23 protein-coding genes and 1 pseudogene are annotated in these 19,667 nt (G+C 70.6%); 17 read left to right on the top strand and 7 right to left on the bottom strand.

What is annotated here, in order from left to right; all coding sequences use genetic code 11:
* Positions 1-60: 60 nt before the first annotated feature.
* Positions 61-791 (bottom strand): annotated as a pseudogene (locus tag J2W45_RS04410) (flavodoxin family protein).
* A gap of 128 nt (positions 792-919) precedes the next feature.
* On the opposite strand from J2W45_RS04410, the gene J2W45_RS04405 reads away from it, so the two are divergent.
* Positions 920-1,843 carry a S1C family serine protease gene (locus tag J2W45_RS04405; RefSeq protein ID WP_310129333.1) on the top strand — a complete coding sequence of 308 codons (924 nt, stop codon included), beginning with the start codon at positions 920-922 and terminating at the stop codon, positions 1,841-1,843.
* Between the two features lie 51 nt (positions 1,844-1,894).
* On the opposite strand, the gene J2W45_RS04400 is transcribed toward J2W45_RS04405, so the two are convergent.
* On the bottom strand, positions 1,895-2,509 hold the full coding sequence (locus tag J2W45_RS04400) for an MBL fold metallo-hydrolase (protein ID WP_310129331.1): 615 nt from the start codon (positions 2,507-2,509) through the stop codon (positions 1,895-1,897).
* 153 nt (positions 2,510-2,662) lie between these two features.
* Here J2W45_RS04400 and J2W45_RS04395 point away from each other — a divergent pair, with 153 nt between their 5' ends.
* Genes J2W45_RS04395 through J2W45_RS04385 form a run of 3 tightly spaced genes read left to right on the top strand, consistent with a single transcriptional unit; the run spans position 2,663 to position 6,180 of the window.
* On the top strand, positions 2,663-3,292 hold the full coding sequence (locus J2W45_RS04395; RefSeq protein WP_310129329.1) for a dihydrofolate reductase family protein: 630 nt from the start codon (positions 2,663-2,665) through the stop codon (positions 3,290-3,292).
* On the top strand, positions 3,292-3,864 hold the full coding sequence (locus J2W45_RS04390) for a dihydrofolate reductase family protein (RefSeq protein ID WP_310129327.1): 573 nt from the start codon (positions 3,292-3,294) through the stop codon (positions 3,862-3,864). Before J2W45_RS04395 ends, J2W45_RS04390 begins: the two co-directional genes overlap by 1 nt.
* Positions 3,865-6,180, top strand: coding sequence for a HelD family protein (locus tag J2W45_RS04385; protein ID WP_310129325.1), 2,316 nt, complete (start codon positions 3,865-3,867; stop codon positions 6,178-6,180).
* 7 nt (positions 6,181-6,187) lie between these two features.
* Here the strand turns inward: J2W45_RS04385 and J2W45_RS04380 are convergent, their stop codons facing one another.
* Complete coding sequence (locus J2W45_RS04380) at positions 6,188-6,679, bottom strand: P-loop nucleotide/nucleoside kinase family protein (RefSeq protein ID WP_310129323.1); 492 nt, start codon at positions 6,677-6,679, stop codon at positions 6,188-6,190.
* Positions 6,680-6,743: 64 nt separating this feature from the next.
* Here J2W45_RS04380 and J2W45_RS04375 point away from each other — a divergent pair, with 64 nt between their 5' ends.
* The 4 genes from J2W45_RS04375 to J2W45_RS04360 all read left to right on the top strand — a co-directional run bounded on the left by J2W45_RS04375 (position 6,744) and on the right by J2W45_RS04360 (position 10,056).
* A complete protein-coding gene (locus J2W45_RS04375) occupies positions 6,744-7,643 on the top strand; it encodes an arginase family protein (RefSeq protein WP_310129321.1) in 900 nt (299 codons plus the stop codon).
* 44 nt (positions 7,644-7,687) lie between these two features.
* Entirely contained in the window at positions 7,688-8,338 is a 651-nt protein-coding gene (locus J2W45_RS04370) for a GNAT family N-acetyltransferase (protein ID WP_310129320.1), read from the top strand.
* Between the two features lie 125 nt (positions 8,339-8,463).
* Positions 8,464-9,132 (top strand): GAP family protein, encoded by a 669-nt coding sequence (locus tag J2W45_RS04365; protein ID WP_310129317.1) that lies wholly within the window; start codon positions 8,464-8,466, stop codon positions 9,130-9,132.
* A 72-nt stretch (positions 9,133-9,204) separates the two neighbouring features.
* The gene (locus J2W45_RS04360; RefSeq protein WP_310129315.1) at positions 9,205-10,056 is read left to right on the top strand and encodes a G1 family glutamic endopeptidase; all 852 of its coding nucleotides are present in this window, start codon (positions 9,205-9,207) and stop codon (positions 10,054-10,056) included.
* 14 nt (positions 10,057-10,070) lie between these two features.
* On the opposite strand, the gene J2W45_RS04355 is transcribed toward J2W45_RS04360, so the two are convergent.
* On the bottom strand, positions 10,071-10,514 hold the full coding sequence (locus J2W45_RS04355) for a VOC family protein (protein ID WP_310129313.1): 444 nt from the start codon (positions 10,512-10,514) through the stop codon (positions 10,071-10,073).
* Positions 10,515-10,728: 214 nt separating this feature from the next.
* Between J2W45_RS04355 and J2W45_RS04350 the strand changes: the two genes are divergently transcribed.
* Positions 10,729-11,157 (top strand): nucleotidyltransferase domain-containing protein, encoded by a 429-nt coding sequence (locus J2W45_RS04350; protein ID WP_310129311.1) that lies wholly within the window; start codon positions 10,729-10,731, stop codon positions 11,155-11,157.
* Positions 11,158-11,200: 43 nt separating this feature from the next.
* The gene (locus J2W45_RS04345; RefSeq protein ID WP_310129310.1) at positions 11,201-11,569 is read left to right on the top strand and encodes an META domain-containing protein; all 369 of its coding nucleotides are present in this window, start codon (positions 11,201-11,203) and stop codon (positions 11,567-11,569) included.
* Between the two features lie 6 nt (positions 11,570-11,575).
* Here the strand turns inward: J2W45_RS04345 and J2W45_RS04340 are convergent, their stop codons facing one another.
* Together J2W45_RS04340 and J2W45_RS04335 are read right to left on the bottom strand one after the other, a co-directional pair.
* Positions 11,576-12,787, bottom strand: coding sequence for an RNA polymerase sigma factor (locus J2W45_RS04340; protein WP_310129308.1), 1,212 nt, complete (start codon positions 12,785-12,787; stop codon positions 11,576-11,578).
* A complete protein-coding gene (locus J2W45_RS04335; protein WP_310129306.1) occupies positions 12,784-13,113 on the bottom strand; it encodes a YciI family protein in 330 nt (109 codons plus the stop codon). Before J2W45_RS04335 ends, J2W45_RS04340 begins: the two co-directional genes overlap by 4 nt.
* Positions 13,114-13,305: 192 nt before the next feature.
* Between J2W45_RS04335 and J2W45_RS04330 the strand changes: the two genes are divergently transcribed.
* The 5 genes from J2W45_RS04330 to J2W45_RS04310 all read left to right on the top strand — a co-directional run bounded on the left by J2W45_RS04330 (position 13,306) and on the right by J2W45_RS04310 (position 17,504).
* Positions 13,306-13,713, top strand: a complete 408-nt coding sequence (locus tag J2W45_RS04330) for a hypothetical protein (protein ID WP_310129304.1) — start codon at positions 13,306-13,308, stop codon at positions 13,711-13,713.
* A 27-nt stretch (positions 13,714-13,740) separates the two neighbouring features.
* Complete coding sequence (locus J2W45_RS04325; RefSeq protein ID WP_310129303.1) at positions 13,741-14,112, top strand: DUF7882 family protein; 372 nt, start codon at positions 13,741-13,743, stop codon at positions 14,110-14,112.
* A 28-nt stretch (positions 14,113-14,140) separates the two neighbouring features.
* Entirely contained in the window at positions 14,141-14,845 is a 705-nt protein-coding gene (locus tag J2W45_RS04320; protein WP_310129301.1) for a GAF and ANTAR domain-containing protein, read from the top strand.
* A complete protein-coding gene (locus J2W45_RS04315) occupies positions 14,842-15,552 on the top strand; it encodes a GAF and ANTAR domain-containing protein (protein WP_310129300.1) in 711 nt (236 codons plus the stop codon). The genes J2W45_RS04320 and J2W45_RS04315 overlap by 4 nt, the downstream gene beginning before the upstream one ends.
* Positions 15,553-15,632: 80 nt before the next feature.
* Positions 15,633-17,504, top strand: coding sequence for an alkyl/aryl-sulfatase (locus J2W45_RS04310; protein WP_310129298.1), 1,872 nt, complete (start codon positions 15,633-15,635; stop codon positions 17,502-17,504).
* Positions 17,505-17,544: 40 nt separating this feature from the next.
* Here the strand turns inward: J2W45_RS04310 and J2W45_RS04305 are convergent, their stop codons facing one another.
* A complete protein-coding gene (locus J2W45_RS04305; protein WP_310129297.1) occupies positions 17,545-18,174 on the bottom strand; it encodes an MBL fold metallo-hydrolase in 630 nt (209 codons plus the stop codon).
* Positions 18,175-18,282: 108 nt separating this feature from the next.
* On the opposite strand from J2W45_RS04305, the gene J2W45_RS04300 reads away from it, so the two are divergent.
* Entirely contained in the window at positions 18,283-19,143 is an 861-nt protein-coding gene (locus tag J2W45_RS04300; protein WP_310134911.1) for a cytochrome c oxidase assembly protein, read from the top strand.
* A 117-nt stretch (positions 19,144-19,260) separates the two neighbouring features.
* Positions 19,261-19,665: a PadR family transcriptional regulator gene (locus J2W45_RS04295; protein ID WP_310129296.1), complete on the top strand. Its 405-nt coding sequence runs from the start codon at positions 19,261-19,263 to the stop codon at positions 19,663-19,665.
* Positions 19,666-19,667 lie beyond the last annotated feature (2 nt).

The raw sequence follows: 19,667 nt of genomic DNA, 5'->3' as shown, positions 1-19,667 counted from the left end.
GGCGGCGCGTCTGCCATTCCCCGCGGTCGCACGGGGCGGGACGCTGAGGCCCGTGTCGTCCTACGACCGGTACTCCGGGTTCGGGAAGTCGAACCGCGTCCCCGCGTCCCACTCGCGCCGCTGGTTGCCGTAGTCGGGGAAGCCGCCCGCGTCCTTCAGGAGACGGGCCAGGTGGAGGAGGTTCCAGGTGAGGAAGGTCGTGTTCCGGTTGGTGAACTCGTTGTCGAATCCCACGCGGCGGCCGTCGCCCAGGTCATCGCCGTAGCTCGGGCCGGGGCCGGCCTCGCCGATCCAGCCCGCGTCCGCCTGCGGCGGCACCGCGAAGCCGATGTGCTGCAGGCTGTACAGCACGTTGGACGCGCAGTGCTTGATGCCGTCCTCGTTGCCGGTGATGAGGCAGCCGCCGGTCCGGCCGTAGTAGAGCCACTGGCCCTTCTCGTTCAGCTCCCCCGAGTGCGCATAGAGGCGCTCGATGACCTTCTTCGTCTCGCTGCTGTTGTCCCCCAGCCAGATCGGGCCCGCGATTAGAGGATGTCCGCAGCGAGCACCCGCGGGAAGAGCTCCGGCCACGCGTCCACCTCCCACCCGTGCTCACGCATGTCCGGGTAGACGCCCGTGGCGATCGGATGGTCGACCGATCGGAACTGATCGACCTGCACCCCCTGCTCGGCCATGATCGAGGCGCTCGCATCCACCAGCGACTGCGTGTGACTGCGCTCCGGAGACCGGGTGAGGGTGGTGTTGATGAAGAGCGCGCGCAGATCGCTGAAGTCGGTATCTGTGGATGCCATGGCTCACGGTAACGCGGGATGCGCGCTGCGGGGCTGGCCGATCGTGACCGGTCCGGCGCCCGCTCCGCATCGGTAAGCCGCTGGCGAACGCTCCCCCGGCGTCGGCTCTGAACGCGCACACTCGTCTCATGTCGGATGCCGAAGCCCTGGATGCCTACTCCTCCGTGGTCGTGCGCGTCGCCGCCGCGGTCAGCCCGGCGGTCGCCGCCGTGACCGCGCGCACCGCACGAGGCGTGGGCCTCGGAAGCGCGACGGTCGTCTCGCCCGAGGGCCATCTCCTGACCAGCGCGCACGTCGTGGAGGGCACGACGAGCGTCGACCTGGCGTTCGGAGACGGCACCCGGGTGCGGGCGCAGGTGGTCGGCCGGGATCCGCTCTCCGACCTCGCCATCCTGAAAGCCGACGAAGCGACGCCTCCCCCGGTCGAGCTGGGCGACGCCGCCGCGCTCCAGGTCGGGCAGCTCGTCGTCGCGGTCGGCAATCCGTTCGGACTAGCGGGAAGTGTCACGGCCGGGATCGTGTCGGCGCTGGGCCGCTCGTTGCCGACCCGCGCCGGACGGGTGGTCGACGAGGTCATCCAGACCGATGCCGCCCTCAACCCCGGGAACAGCGGCGGCGCGCTCGCCGACAGCTCCGCCCGCATGATCGGGGTGAACACCGCCGTCGCGGGAACCGGCCTGGGTCTCGCCGTGCCCGTCAACGCCACGAGCAGGCGGATCATGGAGACGCTCATGCGCGACGGTCGCGTGCGTCGCGCCTGGCTCGGAATCGCGGGCGCCGAGATCACGCTGCAGGAGGCCGTCGCGCGGAAAGCGGGCGCGAGGACCGGCATCCAGGTCATGACGGTCGTGCCCGACAGTCCCGCGGACCTCGCGGGCGTCCGGCCCGGCGACGTGCTGATCTCCCTCGACCGGACGCCCATCCACTCGGTTGCCGACCTTCAGCGCCTCATGATCGCTAGCACGATCGGCCGGCGGCTCGAGCTGACCGTGTGGCGCAACGGCGCCCTCGTGGACGCGGTCGTCGAGCCCACCGAGCTCGCCGACGCGTGAGCGGGCCGGCGCCCGTTCAGTCCTTGCGCACGCCGGACGCCGAGGCGGTCGTTACGGCGTCCACGGCTCGTCGGCGTGCGACAGCCAGACCTGCTGCGGGTCCAGGGAGCGGATGAGGAGCTGGCCCTCGGTCTCCGGCTCGTCGAGCTGGGCGCCCCACACGGCCGTGTCGCCGGCGATGACGATGGGCCGCTCCCCCGCATCCACCACCACGATCTGCGATCCCCGGGTGTGCCCGGGTGCCGGGACGAGTCGGACGCCGGGCAGCAGCTCCAATTCGCCGTCGACCGGGACGTAGTCGACACCCGGAGCATCCACCCACTCCCGGATCGTGTAGTCGTCCAGCGTCCGCGCGTCCTCGAGTTCGGCCCGCTGCACGTAGATCGGGCGCCCCGCGAAGAGGTGGTTCCCGCCGCAGTGGTCGAAGTGCAGGTGGGTGTTGACGATCGCGGTGATGCTGCCGAGATCCACGTCCGACTGCTCGTTCAGGGGCTCCAGCTGCGGGTCCATGTCCGCGACGGCAGGGTCCAGGGCGGTCAGCCCGGTGTCGACGAGGATGCTGCCGTCCGGGTGATCGATGAGGTGGACGAACACCGGCAGCCGTTCATCCTCCCCCACCAGGAGGCTGGCGACACGGATCGGGGTGACGGTCACAGACGCGGTCATGCGGTCACTGTACCGGTCTGGGCACAAAAAAATGCGAGGATATCACCTCGCATTTCCAGAATATATCACGCCAGGGTACTTGCCACAAGAGCCCCCCTGCCGGGCAGAATGCCCTTTCGCAACCGATTCCCACCAAGAAGGCAGGCGCGCGTCATGAGCACCGTCGTCGTCAATCAGACCATCACCGCCGACGGCTACGCGGCCGGGATCAACCAGACCGAGGAGCGCCCGTTCGGCGAGGACGGCGGGGACGGCTGGGGCGACCGGCTCCACGCCTGGATGTTCGACCAGGGCGACGAGAACCGGGCGGAGGTCGAGCAGATGGCCGGCGCGCGTGCACACATCATGGGCCGCAACATGTTCGGGCCGGTGCGCGGCGGGTGGGACCGGGACTGGAGGGGATGGTGGGGCGACAATCCTCCGTTTCACGGTCCTGTCTTCGTGCTCACTCATCACCCGCGCACGCCGCAGCCGATGGAGGGCGGCACCACCTACTACTTCGTCACCAACGGAATCGAGTCGGCGCTGGCCCAGGCGCGCGAGGCGGCGGGCGATGGCGAGATCTCGATCCAGGGCGGTGCGACCACGATCAACCAGTACCTCGCCGCGGGGCTGGTCGACGAGCTGCGACTGCACATCGTCCCGTTCACCCTCGGCGCCGGGGTGCGCCTGTTCGACGACGTGCCACCGCTGGATCTGGAGCAGGTCTCCGCGCGCGCGACGAGCACGGTCATCCACGTCACCTACCGGGTGTCGCCGAACACAGTGAGAAGGAGCAGCTGATGTCCACCGTCCTCTACATGTCGGTCTCGGTCGACGGCTACGTGTCGACGCCCGACGACTTCCTCGGCGGAGCCGATGGGAACAGACTTCACGACTGGTACGAGCCCGGTGGAGACCCGGCTGCGCTCACCGGCGAGGCGAAAGCGCTGGCGGCAGAGCTGGATGAGATCGGCGCGGTGGTCACCGGCCGCCGCACCGCGGAACTGATGGACCACTGGGGCGGCGACGTGCACAACGGGGTACCCATCTTCGTCCCCAGCCACCGGCCGCCCGGACCTGCCGCGCGCTGGGGCTACCCCAACGTGACGTACGTGCTCGACGGCATCGCGAGTGCGATGAAGCAGGCCGTCGCCGCGGCCGGCGATCGCGACGTGTACGTTCAGGGCGGCTACACGGCGCAGAAGGCGCTCGAGGCAGGCGTGCTGGATGAGATCCAGATCCACCAGATACCGGTGCTCCTCGGCGGTGGGCATCGTCTCTTCGACGCGCTTCCCGGCGAGATCGAACTCGAGATCGTCAAAGTCATCGACACTCCGCACGCCACCCACATCCGCTACCGGGTGCTGCGCTGAATGACCGCGATCACTCGAGTCTCCCCGTCCCCGTTCGCCCTCGACGCGCATCCGGCCAAGGCCGAACCCGCCCTGATCGACGACGATGTCCGCCACTTCGCCCGGATCGAGGCCCACCTGGCCGCAGAGCGCGACGAGCTCGACCGTCGTCTCGCCGTCCTGCTGGCGACACCCGGCGGGAACGGGCAGGAGGCCTACGAGCGCGAGGTGGAGATCGTGCGGCTGAACCGGCGGGCACGGCTACTGCGCCGGTTCGGTGCCGACCTGTGCATCGGCCGGGTCGTCGCCGGCACGGGAACGGTCTATATCGGTCGCATCGGCCTGGCGGACGCGGCCGGCGACAGACTCCTGGTCGACTGGCGTACCCCGGCGGCCGAGCCGTTCTTCGGCGCCACGCTCGCGCATCCCATGGGAGTCACCGCCCGGCGCCGTTATCGGTGGACCGACCGCCGGGTGACGGACTACTGGGACGAGACGTTCACCGACGCGGGCGTCCCCTCCCCTGCCGCGCTCGACGACCAGTCCGCCTTCATTGCCAGCCTCGGCGCGAGCCGGACTCCTCGGATGCGGGACGTTCTGGGCACCATCCAGGCGGACCAGGATGCGATCATCCGCGCGGACGGGCACGGCGCCCTCGTGGTGGACGGCGGTCCGGGCACAGGGAAGACGGTGGTCGCGCTGCACCGCGCCGCCTACCTTCTCTACTCAGACCCGCGCCTGCAGAGCGGGCGTGGCGGCGTGCTGTTCGTCGGACCGTCACACGCCTACACCGACTACGTCGCGGACATCCTGCCGGGTCTCGGCGAGGAGGGCGTGCGCACCTGCACGCTTGCCGACCTCGTGCCCGAGGGCGCAGAAGCGGTCCCCGAGACGGACCGCCGCGTCGCCCTCCTGAAGGCGGACGGCCGGATGCCCGGCGCCGTCGAGGCGGCCATCCGGCTCTCCGAAGTGCCGCCGTCGCGTCCGACGGTGCTCGACACACCGTGGGGCGAGGTCCGTATCGGCCCGCGGGAATGGGACGAGGCGTTCGGCGCGGCAGACCCCGCGGCTCCGCACAACGACGCTCGGGCGGAGATCTGGGAGGCTCTGCTCGACATCCTCGTGGACGTCGTGGCGGCGCGGCCGGGCGAGAGCGAGCCGCGGGGCGCGTGGGGTGACGAAGGGTGGGGCGATGCGGGCGCCGGCCGGGACGACGACGCGCAGCGCTGGGGCTTCGACGACGAGGAGGAGTTCGACGCCTACGGGCTCGGGGGTCGGCGGCCCGACGCCGACGCGGTCCGTCGCGCGCTGATCCAGGACACCGACCTGCGGGCGGCATTCGACGCGGTGTGGCCGCTGCTCGACCCGGGCGCGGTCGTGCGGAGGCTGTGGAGTTCACCCGCGCAGGTGCTGCGCTGCGCGCCGTGGCTGACCGCCGACGAGGCTTCGCTGCTCCAGCGCGCGCCGTCCCACCCGTGGACGCTCTCCGACCTCCCGCTGCTTGACGCGGCCCGGCAGCGGGCGGGCGACCCCGAGCGGGACCGCCGCCGCCGGGCGGAGCAGGCGCGCGCGGCCGCCGACCGGGAGGTGATGGACGATGTCATCCAGGACCTCATCGCGACGGACGACTCGGACCTCAAGACGATGTCCATGCTGCGCGGCCAAGATCTCCGCGCTGCGCTGGACACGTATGCGGGACCGGCCGCGACATCCGTCGAGCTGCTGGCAGGCCCGTTCGCGCACATCATCGTGGACGAGGCGCAGGAGCTGACGCCGGCCGAGTGGGCGATGATCACCCGACGCGTTCCGTCGCTGAGCCTGACGGTCGTGGGCGATCGCGCGCAGGCGCGACACGGCTTTCCGGAGAGCTGGACGGAGCGGCTCGCCGCTGTCGGGGTGCCCGGTGCGACGGTGGCGACGCTGTCCGTCAACTACCGGACACCGGTCGCCGTGATGGAGCAGGCGGCGCCGGTGATCCGGGCGGTCCTCCCGGACGCCAACGTACCGACCTCGATCCGCGACAACGGCATCCCCGTGCGCTACGCACCCGCCTTGGACCGCGACCGGATTCTCCGCGAGTGGCTGGAGCATCACGCGGAGGGAACCGCGTGCGTCATCGGCGATCCCGCCTACGCGGGAGCGCCGCGCGTCCGATCGCTCAGCGCGGTCGAGGCGAAAGGACTCGAATTCGACCTCGTGCTTCTGGCGGAGCCCGGTCCACCTCGTCGCGACGGCATCCCGCTCGATCGTGCGGAGGAGATCGAGGCGGGGGTCGACCGCTACGTCGCCATGACCCGGACGACCGGTGAGCTCGTCATCCTGGACTCCGGTCGGTGACCCCGCCTCAGCCAGCGGTGTGCACGGTGTACGCGTCGAACAACACGAGCTCGGCCGGCTCAGGCGCTTCGAACCTGTGCACGCTCTCCTCGAGGACCTCCTGTGTTATCGGCACGACCCCATGCGCCGGGGACGCGTTGCGGGCGTCGAGCCGGCTCCGCAGAACGTCCAACGGGATGTCGAAGTAGTGGAGTTCCGCGCTGGCCTGGCGTGCGCTCGCGAAGCGGCGGATCTCGTCGCGTTCCCCGCGCTTCCAGCTTCCGTCCTCGAGGATGACGCTGACCTGGTGTTCGACCAGTTGCCTCCACAATCTGTCGAGGCGCGCCTGCAGCCGGTCGCGGACCTGGTCGAAGTAGTCGAAGCCGAGATCAGCCATCCACTCGTCGGTGCTGAAACGGACCGCGCCCCTCTCCCGCTCCAGCTTGCGCGCGAACGTCGTCTTGCCTGATCCGGGGAGGCCGCACAAGATGATCACCTCGGGCCGTACCTGAACGTCCATCCCTCGAAGCTACGCCGATCCGTCGCCGGGGACGCCGTGGCACAGACCTCATAGAGTGGTCGCGATGATCACGCTCGTCTCCGCTCCCAGCAACCTGGGACTCCGGCCACCGCAGCCCGGCGGCGTCCCCGGCGCGGCGAAGGCCCCCGAGGCTCTGCGCGAGGCCGGGCTGTACGACCGGCTCTCGTCGGCGGGTGCGCGCGACGGCGGTGTGGTGCTGCCCGGCCGCTACGTGGACGACGACGCGACGCGCGCACCGGGGAGGGTCCGGAATCAGGACCCCCTGGTCGATCACACGTGGCGGCTCGCCGAACGGATCGGGCGCGTCTGGGGCGACGGCCGCACTCCCCTCGTCGTCGGTGGCGACTGCAGCGTGCTCCTGGGCGCCGGGGTGGCGACCGCTCGGCGCGGGCGCGCGGGACTCATCCACATCGACGGCCACACCGACTTCCGTCACCCGGGCAACAGCGACGCGTGCGGCAGCGTGGCCGGAGAGGACCTGGCCGCCGCCGTCGGCCTGCACTGGAGCGGACTGTCCGACCTCGGGGGCCTCTCCCCCTATGTCGAACCCCGCCGCGCCGCGCACATCGGGCACCGCGCGGACGATGAGTACGCTGCCGAAGCGCGCGAACGGCTCGGGTGCGTGCTGCCCGCCGCCGCCCTCTCCGAGGTCGGGGTGGAGGCGGTGAGCGAGCAGCTGCGGAGGGCGGCGGGACCCGACTACTGGGTGCAGGTCGACGTGGATGTGCTCGACCCGTCGATCATGCCGGCGGTGGACAGCCCGGACGACGGCGGGATCACCGCCTCCCAGCTCACGGACCTTCTGCGTGCCCTCGCCCCGGATGCGATCGGCGCCTCCGTGACGGTGTTCGACCCCGATCTCGATCCGCACGGGGACTACGCGCGGCTGCTCGTGGACATCCTGGTCCCCGGCCTGTCGTCGCTCGGCGGCGGTCGCCGGTGATCCGAGTGCGGACGTTCCGGCGCGGGGTCTGAAATGCTGGGGCGGTGACCGTGTCAGACCTCTCCAGCGCGTTCCCTCCGTTCGGCGTCACCATCCGGGCGGGGTCGCTGACCCTGCGCCCGATCACCGACGAGGTTCTTCCGCGGCTGATCCAGGTCGCGGCCGCTGGAGTCCACGACCCCGAACGGATGCCGTTCTACTATCCGTGGACGGACGCGCCCGCCGACCGACTGCCCACAGAGTTCGCGCAGTACCACTGGGGTACGCGCGCAAGGTGGTCGCGCAGCGCCTGGACGCTCGAGTTCGCCGTCGAGGACGACGGGGTGACCGTCGGCACGCAGGCCTTCTCCACACAGGACTACCTCGTCACGCGCTCGGGCGAGACCGGGTCCTGGCTGGGTCTGCAGTACCAGGGACGGGGCATCGGCACGCGGATGCGGCAGGCCGTCTGCGCGTTCGTGTTCGACCACCTGGATGCGGAGGAGATCGTGTCGGGCGCGTTCACCGACAACCCCGCATCCCTCGCCGTCAGCCGCAAGGTCGGTTACCGGACGAACGGGACCAAGCGGGTCGCACGTCGTGACGCCCTGGCCGTCGACCAGCGCCTGATCCTGACGCCGGACGATTTCGTACGCGGCGATCCGATCGAGGTCACCGGCCGGGACGCGTTCCGTTCCTTCATCGGCCTCCCCTGAATCCATTCCTCAGTTGATCCCGCGACACGCCGGCCGCACGCGGATCAAGTGAGGAAGCGATGGCGGAGGTGGGGCCTGTCCGGGAGGGGCGGGGCTGCCGTAGCCTCAGCGGCGAGGAGGGTCGCATGCTGAGCGTCATCGGACAGCTTCTGCCGCTGGCTGTCGCGGTCGCGCTGAGCTCCGTCCCGATCCTCGCCGTGCTGGTACTGCTGCTGGAGTCGTCTCGGCCGCTGGTGCCCACGCTCTTCGTCGTCGGCTACGTGGTCGGCCTCGTCATCATCACGTCGCTGTTCGCGATCTTCCTGCACGCCATCCCGGCGAACACCTCCACCGGCCCGGAGCCCTTCGTCGGCGTGCTGGAGATCGTGGTGGGCATCGCCCTGCTCGTCTACGCGGTGATCGAGGTGCGCCGCCACCCGCAGGCGGCGGAACGCGAGTCGCTCCCCCGCTGGATGGTGGCCCTCGGCCGGATCCGCACGCTGCCGGCTCTGGGACTGGGCTTCGGGCTCAACATCCGGCCGAAGTCCGTCCTGCTCGCCATCGCGGCCGGCCTCGTGATCGGCCCGGCGCAGCTCCCGGTGTCGCAGGACGTCATCGCCATCGCGGTGTACGTCGTGATCGGCGCCAGCTCGGTGGCCACGCCCGCGCTGTTCGCGCTGATCCGGCCGGACAAGGCCCGTCCGGCACTGGCCGCGACCCAGCGCTGGCTGCTCCGAAACGACACCACCATCGCGATCGTCGTCGCGACGGTGATCGGCACGGTCATCATCGGGAACGGCCTCACCCGGTTCTGACCCAGCCTTCTGTCTGCCCGGGGGCGGCCGCTGGGGAGTAGCTTGTGCCCGATCGAGAGAGCGGGCGCAAACATGGACGACCACACCGAACCGCATGCCGCGCGTGTGCACCTGCACGACCCGGCCCCGGCGGGCTTCGACCCGTTCGACGCGGCACCACAGGAGCTGGCCCGGCACGGACTGCCCCGCCGGCCGGACCGCGGTTCCGAACCCGATCTGGCTGCGCTCTGGGAAAGGAAAGCCACGCACTACCGCGACTTCGAGCACCTGCCGCCGCTGGTGATCGAGCCGTCTCCCCCGCTGCCGGGCACAGGTCCCGCGCTCGGACCGGACCCCGTCGACTCGTGCGGCTACTCCCTCACCAGCAGCGCCGGTCCCTTCACGTCCCTCTTCCTCACCTGGACGGTCCCCGACCTCCGGTTCGACCCGGACCCGTTCGGCATAAACAGCATCCACGTCTTCGCGGGACTCGGCTTCCTCGACGTGCACACGCAGCTGACGGTGAACGCGGCCCAGACGGTGACGTGCTCACTCTGGGCGCAGGGCGTGGGGACCATCGGGCTCGGCGTGCGCCCCGGCGACGTGATCAGCGCATCCCTCTGCCTGAACACCAACGCGGCGGGCACGGCCGCCTACTTCTTCACGAACGAGACGACCGGCCAGACGATGAGCGTGAGCGTGGACACGGGCTACCCTCCGGCCGTCACGGTGGATGCGGGGGTGACGAGGGATGGGGTCCTCCGGCCCGGGCAGACGCTCGCCGGGTTCGGGACGGTCTACTTCGACGAGATCAGCGCCTACAACTCGGCGGGCCACCAGTCGCTGCTCTCCGGTCAGGCGATCACGATGACCGACGGCGCCACGGTGCTCGCCACGCCGTACGCGCTCACGGACTACGCGTTCAAGGTCGTGAGAGGGCGGTGACGGGCGGTTCCCGGTCAGTCTGAGGCGGGTCCGAGCGCCTGGGCGAGCATCAGCAGGAAGCCGTCGGGACCGCGCAGGTAGGTGAGCTTGTAGACGTCCTGGTAGTTCGCCACGCCGCGCAGGGGAAGGTAGCCGTGCCGGGCCGCGATCGCGAGTGACTCGTCGATGTCGTCGACGGAGAAGGCCACGCGGTGCATCCCGATCTCGTTGGCGAGCGTCGGGGTCGTCGGGATCGCATCCGGGTGCAGGTACTCGAACAGTTCGATGCGGCCGTAGCCGTCCGGGGTCTGCAGCACTGCGATCTTGGCGTGGTTGCCGTCCAGGCCGACGGCCGTGTCCGCCCACTCGCCGCTCACGGTGTCCCGGCCGACCAGGGTGAGGCCGAGGTCGGTGAAGAAGGCGATGGTCGCCTCGATGTCGCTGACGGCGATGCCGACGTTGTCGAGTCGGATGGGCATCGTGCTCCTCGGGGTGTGAGTGCGGGCGGTGGATATGGGCGTTGGCCGGGATGCTCGTCACACTATCGTCGGAGAAAGGGTTCCAAATCTCCGACGCAACGCTTTGTGGAGGGAGATTTCGGGCGGAACGTCTCGAATCTCCGACGAACGATCGCAGATCTCCGACGATCGTGTGCGGGGGCATGGCGGTCGCGCCGCGTGGCATCATGGCGGCGTGACCGCTCGTCTCAAAGGCCGCCGGCGCGAGGTGGCGCGCTTGCTCGGCAGGTTCGCGGACTGGGCGGCGACCGACACGGCCGTCGAGGCCGTCATCCTCGTCGGGTCGTACGCCCGGGGCGCCGAGCGGATGGCGAGCGATGTGGATGTGGTGATCGTCACGTCCGATCCGGACCGACTCGCACGGAGCGACAGCTTCGCGCCGGTCCTCCGCGGCGCCGCGCACCTCCGCGACGCCCGATGGGGGCCGGTCCGTGAGCGCCGCTACCGCCTGCCGTCGGGGCTCCAGGTGGAGATCGACCTTGCGCCGCGCGAGTGGCTCGCCGTGCCACTCGACGCCGGGACGGAGCGCGTGCTCCGCGATGGGTACCGGGTCGTCTACGACCCGAACGGCCGGATGGACGCGACCGGGGTGGGCGCCCGCTGACGGCTGTCTACTGCCGACGGCGCCCGCGCTCTACGGTGATCCCATGATTCGCACGCGCAAGCTCACCGTGACCCTCACCGTCCTGGTCGCGCTCAGCGCGCTCGCCCTGGGTGGATGCTCGTCGGCGGGTTCCGGGTTCACCGGCTCGTGGGGTTCGACCGCCACCGGGCAGCCCCACCTGACGATCACCGCGGACGGGGGTTTCTCCGGGTCGGACGGCTGCAACGAGCTCTCCGGCACGGGCACCGTGAGCGGCGACACCTTCACGTTCGGGCCGTTCGCGTCCACCCTGAAGGCGTGCGAGGGCGTCAACCCGTGGCTGAGCCGCGCGCACACGGCGAAAGTGTCGGGCGACGAGCTCGTCGTGTACGCCAACGGCGGTCAGAAGGTCGGAACGCTGGCCAAGAAGTGACGACCCTCAGAGGTCGTCGCGCCGCCGGGCGAGGTAGGCGATCTCGGCGCGGTTCGCCGTTGTCGCGATCGCGGCGTCGTACGCGTCGCGCGCCTCCGCCAGGCGTCCCACGCGCACCAGCAGGGCCGCCCGCGCCGCCTGATACGCGTGGTAACCCGACAGCTCCGGTTCGAGCGCGTCGAACTCGGAGAGGGCCGACGCGGCGCCGTCGCGCTCGCCGAGGGCGACCGCCCGGTTCAGGCGGACGATCGGCGACGGGTCGAGCCGCACCAGCTGGTCGTAGAGGGCGACGACCTGGGTCCAGTCGGTCGTCTCGCCGTCCGTGTGCACCGCGTTGATCGCCGCGAGCAGCTGGTGGCGCCCGGGCGCGACACCGGACGCCAGCCGTTCGCGCACCAGGGCGTGTCCCTCCGCGATGAGCCGCGCATCCCAGACGCCACGGTCCTGCTCCCCCAGCGGGACCAGCTCGCCGGCGGACGACACCCGCGCATCACGCCGAGCCTCGATGAGCAGCATCAACGCCAGCAGCCCGGCGACCTCGCCGTCGTGCGGGAGCAGGGTGTGCAGCAGCCGTGCCATCCGCAGGGCCTCGCCGGTGAGCTCCGCACGGACCGGCCCGGCGTCCGCGCTCGAGGCCAGGTACCCCTCGTTGAAGATGAGGAAGAGGACGGTGAGCACCGCATCCACCCGGCGCGGCAGGTCCTCGCGGGCCGGCACCCGGTACGGGATGCGCGCAGCGGCGATCTTGGCCTTGGCTCGGGTGATGCGGGCGCCCATCGTGGTGTCCTGCACCAGGAACGCGCGGGCGATCTCCGGCACCGAAAGACCGCCGACCATGCGCAGCGTCAGAGCCACGCGGGCCTCGACGGACAGCGCCGGGTGGCAGCAGGTGAAGATGAGCCGCAGCCGGTCGTCATCGATCGCGCCGACCGGCGCAGGGTGCGGATCGTGCACGAGCAGCGCCTCCCTCTGTCTCGCTTCTCCGACGCCCTCCCGGCGTAGCCGGTCGATGGCCTTGCGCGTTGCGGTGGTGCTCAGCCACGCGCCCGGGCTCGGCGGGATGCCGTCGGCCGGCCAGCGCTCGGCGGCGACTGCGAACGCCTCCGCGGCCGCCTCCTCGGCGATGTCCAGGCTGCCGAACCGCTTGGCGAGCGTCGCGACCACCCGGGACCACTCCTCGCGGTGTGCCCGGGTGAGCGCGTCACGCGCGTCGGTCACGCGACCAGCAGGGGTCGCAGCTCGAGCCGGCGGTTGCACGCCTTCGAGCCGTCGGCCATGAGCGACAGTGCGACGTCGAGGTCGGAGGCCTCGATGATCCAGAATCCGGCCGCCCACTCCTTGGTCTCCACGAACGGGCCGTCGGTGAAGACCGGCTCCTCGCCGCGGCCGTCGATGACGGTGGATACGGTCGGATCGGCGAGCCCCGCGGCGAACACCCAATGACCGCCCGCGCGCAGACGGTCGTTGAAGGCGTCGATGGCGACGGCCTCCTCCTCGGTCCCCGATTCGCTGCGGTTGTCGATGACGTTGACGAGATACTGCATGGTCACATCCTCCCTGGATCGCGTTGCCTCCGGCAGTGCCGGCCTCACCCCTGCTACGAACACCGACCGGGGATTTCGACAGCAGCCCGGATCTCATGGTGCAGCACCCGCTTGACTGCTCCCACCGACGCGGGTTACGTACTCAGTGAAGACATGCCCGGACCCTGGCGTCTCACGACGAAAGGAGGGGACATGAAAACCGTTGCGACGCGATCCGCGTCCTTCCACACCGGCACCGCGATCGCCGAAGCGGTGCAGTCGTACGCCCTCGAACTGGCGCGCCGGGGTCAGGTCGACGTGGTCGACATCCCCGTGGCGCTTCCCGGCGGCGGCGTCGGCCGGGCGGCCTTCATGGTGGGCTGGCTGATGGATGCCAGCACGGTGGACACCGCCACCGCCGACGCACCCGTCACAGAACACGAAGCGTCCGTCCCGGCGACCGATCGCGCCGAGCTGGCCGACCGGGCCACGCTCGACGATCTGCGGACGCGCTCCGCACTGCTCGCCATGCCCCACGGCGTCCCGTTCTCGTTCGCCGACCTGGCCGCCGACTGGCCCGATCTGGATATGGACTTTCCCGCGGCGCGCGAGCACAGTTGACGTGGAGGGGATCGAAGGGAGCACCCCATGGGCACGCTGCGCTACGACGGGGTCGTGATCGAGTTCGAAGACCGGCTGCTCGCCCACCTGCAGATCGTCATCGCGCAGAAGGTCCGCCGCGGGGAGAGCTTCTTCATGGCGTGGCGGGACTCGCCCGAGACCGGAGACGGCCACAGTTCCATCTGGATCCACCCCACCCAGAACCTGTACTTCAAGTTCAGCGGCAGCCGCTTCCCGAAGATCAACTCCGACTGGGTCGAAGCACTGATGAACTCCGCCAACAGCTCGAAGGGTCTGCTGATCATGACGGAGGACAGCGTGACCACGATCGAGACCGACTCCATCACCCTCGCGACCGCATCGCCGCATCTGCAGGATCTGCGGCCGCGGCACTCCTGAGCGTGATGGATTCGATAGCGTTGGCGGAATGGAGAGCGGCCGCATGAGCGACGACGGGCACGATACGGAGCTGGCGCGCGACGACTACGCCCGTGTCTTCATGGAGGCGCTCCCCGTGGCGGGAACCGCGGTCTCGACCATCGGCGACCTCCTCGGCACGGAGACGGTGTCCGCCAGCGATACTGTCGCCGCCCGCCTCGATGAACTGCAGTTCGACCTCGGCGAGGGGCCGTGCTGGGATGCACTGCGCTCGCGCCGCCCGGTGTTCGAACCGGACCTGAGGGAACGACCGACGTCGCTCTGGCCGACGTTCAGTCCCGCTGCGCTGGACGTCGGCGTCGCCGCACTGTTCGCCTTCCCGATGCTCATCGGTCCGCTCCAGATCGGCGCGGTCGACATGTACGCCCGGGAACCGCTGATGCTGGACGAAGCGGACACCCGGCACGCCGGCCGGCTCGCGGAGCTGGCGGCCCGCCGCATCCTGCACGACGCCCTGAGCACGATGTCCGACGAACTCCGGTCGCAGGACGACAACCCGTTCTCGCGCCGGGTCGTGCACCAGGCCACCGGGATGGTGCTGGCCCAGCTGGATGTCGACGCCGACGACGCACTGATGATCATTCAGGCGCACGCCTACGCGACCGATCGATCGATGATGGAGGTCTCCCGGGAGGTCCTCGAGGGACGGCTCGATTTCGGGAGCTCGAACGCAGGCGGGAGCGGGCCGCGATGACGCTGACAAGGGAGCAGGGCATGCTGCGGGCGTTCGCCGGCCTGGCGGACACGATGGTCGCCGACTACGACGTCGTGGACCTGCTGCAGAACCTCGTCGATTCGTCGAGCCGCTGGCTCGGCGCGTCGGCGGCGGGCGTGATGCTCGCCGACGAGAGGGGCGAACTGGACCTGATCGCGTCCACCAGCGAAGCCAGCCGGCTGGTCGAGGTGATGCAGCTGAGCGCCTACGCCGGCCCGTGCATCGAGAGCTTCACCTCGGGGGCCGTGGTGTCGGTGCCGGACATCTCAGAGGTCCCCGAGCGCTGGCAGGCGTTCCGTGAGCGCGCCGACGAGCAGGGCTTCGCGGCGATCGACGCGATCCCCATGCGCCTTCGCGATCAGACCATCGGCACGCTCAACCTCTTCCGCACCTCCCCCGGCGACCTGCCCGAAGACGACCTGGTCGCGGCCCAGGCCTTCGCCGATGTGGCGACCATCGGCATCCTGCACCAGCGCACACTGGCGGAGAGCGACGCGATCCGTCAGCAGCTGCAGTTCGCGCTGAACAGCCGCATCGTGATCGAACAGGCGAAGGGCGTCGTCGCCCAGACCCGTGGCGTGTCGATCGACCGGGCGTTCGAGCTGATCCGCGACCACGCGCGACGCAACCGGCAGGGCATCTCGGTGGTCTCCTCCGCCATCGTGGAGCGGCGCCTGCGGCTCTGACCCGCGATGCGGTCTAGCCGCGGACCGCCGTCCGACGGGATGCTGTGCGCAGAAACCGCACCATCACGGGAGGGCGTGACATGCCGCAGAACCAGCCGACCGAATCCATCGTCACCGCGAACCGGGCGTGGCTCGACCGAGCGGAGTTCCGCGACACCGCGGACTTCGCGGACGCTGACCGCGGCTTCCTGGGCACCCGCGACGACCCCGCGATCCGGCGCGCCGACGGGACGGTGGTGTTCGACCCCTCCGACTTCGAGTTCCTCACCGGGGACGCGCCCGACTCCGTGAACCCGAGCCTGTGGAGGCAGGGCGAGCTCATCCGGCGCCACGGGCTGTACGAGGTGGTCGACGGGTTGTACCAGGTGCGGGGGTTCGACTTGTCGGTGATGTCGCTCATCGAGGGCGACACCGGCGTCATCGTCGTGGACCCGCTGGTGTCGCAGGAGACCGCCGCGGCGGCGCTCGAGCTCTACCGGGCGCACCGCGGCGACCGGCCGGTGGCCGCCGTGATCTTCACCCACTCGCACATCGACCACTTCGGCGGCGTGCTCGGCATCGTCGACCCGGCTGACGTCGAGGCGGGCCGGGTCGCCGTCGTCGCGCCGGAGGGGTTCCTCGAGCATGCCATCGAGGAGAACGTCTACGCGGGCACCGCGATGGCCCGGCGGGCGAGCTACATGTACGGCGCCGTGCTCCCCCGCGGCCCGCTCGGCCAGGTCGGCTCGGGCCTGGGCCCGACGAACTCCATCGGCACCCCGGGGATCCTGCCGCCGACCCTGAGCATCACTCCGGAGAACCTCCGGCACACCATCGACGGGGTCGAGTTCGAGTTCCAGCTCGCCCCGAACTCGGAGGCGCCGGCGGAGATGCACTTCTACCTGCCGCGCTTCCGGGCGCTGTGCATGGCCGAGAACGCTACTCACAACCTCCACAATCTGCTCACGCTGCGCGGCGCGCTCGTGCGCGATCCGCGGATGTGGTCGCGGTACCTCACCGAGGCGATCGAGCAGTTCGCCGGCCGGTCGGATGTGCTGTTCGCCTCCCACCACTGGCCCACCTGGGGCAACGACCGCATCCTCCACTTCCTGGGCGTGCAGCGCGACCTGTACGCCTACCTGCACGACCAGACACTGCGGCTGCTCAACCAGGGGCTGAACGGCGCCGAGATCGCCGAGGGCTTCCGGATGCCGCCGGCGCTGGAGGCGGAGTGGAGCACGCACGGATACTACGGCTCGGTGTCGCACAACGTCCGGGCGATCTACCAGCGCTACATGGGGTTCTTCGACGGGAACCCGTCGCGGCTGTGGCCGCATCCCCCGGTGGAGCAGGCGCAGCGCTGGGCGGCGCTCGTCGGCGGGGTGGATGCGCTGATCGCCGGCGGCCGGGAGGCCTACGCCGCCGGCGACTACCGCTGGGCGGCGACCGTGCTCGACACGGCCGTGTTCGCCGATCCGCAGAACGACGAGGCGAAGGCGCTGCTCGCGGACACCTACGAGCAGCTCGGCTACGGCGCGGAGAACGCCACCTGGCGCAACTTCTACCTCTCCGGCGCCACCGAGCTGCGCGACGGCAACTTCGGGACGCCGATCCAGGCCAACGCGCCGACGATCGTCGCCCACCTCTCCCCCGACCAGCTCTTCGACGCCATCGCGATCCAGATCGACGGTCCGGCGGCCTGGGACCTCGACCTGGCGATGGACGTCACGTTCAGCGACCTGGGCCGCAGCTTCCGCATCACCCTGCACAACGGGGTCCTGGTGCACGTCGAGAAGGAGCCCGCCGCGGATGCGCAGCTGCACCTGACGGCGACGCACCCGCGGTTCCTGGCCCTCGCCGCCGGAGACACCGCATCCCCGGGTCTCACCCTCGACGGCGACGCCAGTGTGCTGACGCGGCTCACCGCGGTGCTCGACCCGGGCGACCCGGACTTCGAGATCGTGGTGCCGTAGGCGCGGAGACACGCGGCACGCGGCGCCGGCGCCGGCGCCGTCAGGCCGTGATGCGCCCCGGCTTGCCGTGGCCCGGGCAGACGAGGCGGGGTGAGCGGGCGGCGATGAGACGTTCCGTCTCCTCCGCCTGTGCCCGGTCGCTGGTGAGCACGCCCGGCATCTGTACCAGGCGGCCCTTCGACACGCGCACCGAGTCGCCCGCGAACACGATGCCGCGCCACGCCACGATGACGTGTCCCGGCGTGTGGCCGGGCGCCGGGATGGCGACCACTCCGGGCGCGACCTCGGTCTCCTCCGTGGCGGACAGCTCCTGGAGGTCGGCGGGCACCTCGCTCCGCGGCCACACCCGGGCGAGGAAGCGGCGGAACCGGGTCGGCGGTGCATCCTGACCGCGCAGGATGCGCGCATCCCTCTCGCCGATCCACACCCGTGCGCCGGTCTGCCGCTGCAGCACCGCCGCCGTGCCCGCGTGGTCCGGGTCGTAGTGCGTCAGCACGATGTCGGTCACCGGCGACACCCCGCGCTCGTCGCGCAGCTCGGCGGCCAGGGCGGACGCTCCCCCGCGCGTCCCGGTGTCCACGACGACCGACGAGTCGCCAGTGTCGATCAGGTAGGCGTTGGCGCCGGTCGCCTTCTGCAGGCGGTACACGCCCTCGGTCAGGAGCTGCATGCGCTCAGCTTCGCACGGCGCGCGGCACGGAGCACAGCGCCGGACGGGTGAGAATGGGAGCACGACGCCCACCGATCGGAGCAGCCCACGCCACCCCTCTCCGTCCTCCTGACGACCTGGTCGTTCGACCCCGCCGCGGCAGCCCTGCTGGCCGCGGCCGCTGCGCTCTACCTGCTGGGGGTGCTCCGGCTGCGGGCGCGCGGCCACCGCTGGCCCGCCCGGCTCACGGTGGCCTTCCTGGCGCTCGGACTCGGGTCGTACGCCGTCGTCTCCTTCGGGTTCCTCGGGGCGGAGAGCACCGACCTGCGCTGGGCGTTCACGACCCGGATCGCGCTGCTCCTGTTCGTCGTGCCCGCCCTCGTCAGCCTCGGCCGGCCTATTGCGCTCGCCCGGGTGGCGCTGGGACCCGTAGGCCGTCGGCGCGCCGACCGGGCGACGCGGTCGTGGCCCGCGCGGGTGTTCGGCAACGCGATCTTCGCGCCCGCCTTCGCCTGCGCGGTGTTCCTGGTGTTCCTGACGCCGGTCGCGGCGATCCTCCGCGACTCGGTGTGGTCCGAGTGGTCGATCTCGGTCCTGGTTCCGCTGTGCGGGCTGCTGCTGGTGCTCCCGATCGCCGCCCACTCGGTCATCCGCACCGGGTTCTTCATCACGGTGGAGTTCCTGCTGGCGTTCGTCGAGCTGCTGCTCGACGCGATCCCCGGGCTGCTGCTGCGGCTCAACGACGGGGTGCTCGATCACGCGCCGGCGATCCTCGGCCGGCTGCCACTCTGGTTCCCCACTCCCCTGCACGACCAGCACCTCTCCGGCGACCTGCTGTGGTTCATCGCCGAGATCGCGGACGTGCCGGTGCTCGTCCTGCTCTTCGTGCGCTGGATGCGCCTGGACCGCCGCGAGGGCCGGCGCCTGGACGAGCTGAGCGACGAGGAGATGGCGGAGCTGACCCGCCAGCATCTCGGCCACCGCGGCTGACGCGCAGTCCCCTGTTTCGCATCCCCCCGAAATTCTTCGGTATTCAGTGTTGCCAAGTACCGGTACTCAGTGTTACTTTCTACCAGTAGTCAACATCACTGAGTAGGAGCTGACCCGATGGGCAACCAGATGACGGAGATGCTGAAGGGCACTCTCGAAGGCATGGTCCTCGCGATCCTCGCGGACCGGCCGGCGTACGGGTACGAGATCACCGGCCGCCTGCGGGACCAGGGCTTCACCGACCTCGTCGAGGGCACCGTGTACGCGCTCCTCGTCCGGATCGAGCAGCGCGGATTCGTCGACGTGACGAAGGTCCCGTCCGAGAAGGGTCCGCCGCGCAAGGTGTTCTCCCTCAACGACCAGGGCCGCGCGCAGCTCGACGAGTTCTGGACGACGTGGGAGTTCCTCTCGCAGCGCATCCAGCGGCTCCACGGCGACAGCACCGACAGCACCGACAGCAGCACCAGCACCGACAGCACCGACACAGCGGCGGACGCCGCAGACACCGAAGGGAACGACTGATC

Source organism: Leifsonia shinshuensis, assembly GCF_031456835.1.
Taxonomy (GTDB): domain Bacteria; phylum Actinomycetota; class Actinomycetes; order Actinomycetales; family Microbacteriaceae; genus Leifsonia; species Leifsonia shinshuensis_C.
The sequence above is the reverse complement of the archived record's forward strand: the minus strand, read 5'-3'. Positions and strand labels throughout refer to the sequence as shown.